At 69.0% G+C, this 588-nt stretch carries 1 pseudogene; it reads left to right on the forward strand.

Annotated elements, in window-relative coordinates:
* Positions 1–98: 98 nt before the first annotated feature.
* Positions 99–588, forward strand: a pseudogene (locus tag HLA95_RS27785) (IS5 family transposase); the annotation flags it as partial.

Consider the following 588-nt stretch of genomic DNA (forward strand, 5'->3'; position numbering starts at 1 on the left):
CTGCCAGACCTGGGCCAAAGAGCCCGATCGGTTCAGGCTCGACCCGTCACACCACATCCCGGGACCGTACAGGTCACGGATGGACGCGGGAGAGGGCGATGGCGGACCTGTTCTGGCTGACGGACGCGCAGTGGGCGGTGATCAGCCCGTTCATGCCCACGCATCAGCCAGGCGCGCGGCGGGTCGACGACCGTCGGGTGATCTCGGGCATCATCCATGTACTCAAGACCGGCTGCCGCTGGCGCGACTGCCCGGCCGACTACGGTCCGCCCACGACGGTCTACAATCGTTACCACAGGTGGTCCCGCCGGGGCTTTTGGCGGGCGATGCTTGCCGCCCTGGCAAAGGCGGGCTGGGTTGTCGAGACGGCAGCGCTCGATAGCACCTACGTCAAAGTCCACCGTTCGGCACATGGCGGCAAAGGGGGGCACGGACGCAGGCCATCGGCCCGTCGCGTGGTGGGCGGACCACGAAGATCCACCTCCTTGTCGACGTCCTCGGCCGACCCGCCGTCGTCCACCTTACGCCCGGCAACGCCAGTGACGTGAGGACCGCGCCCGACGTGCTCGCCGCGGCGCCAGGCCGCCT

The organism is Geminicoccus harenae (genome assembly GCF_019800005.1).
In the GTDB taxonomy this organism is placed as follows: domain Bacteria; phylum Pseudomonadota; class Alphaproteobacteria; order Geminicoccales; family Geminicoccaceae; genus Geminicoccus; species Geminicoccus harenae.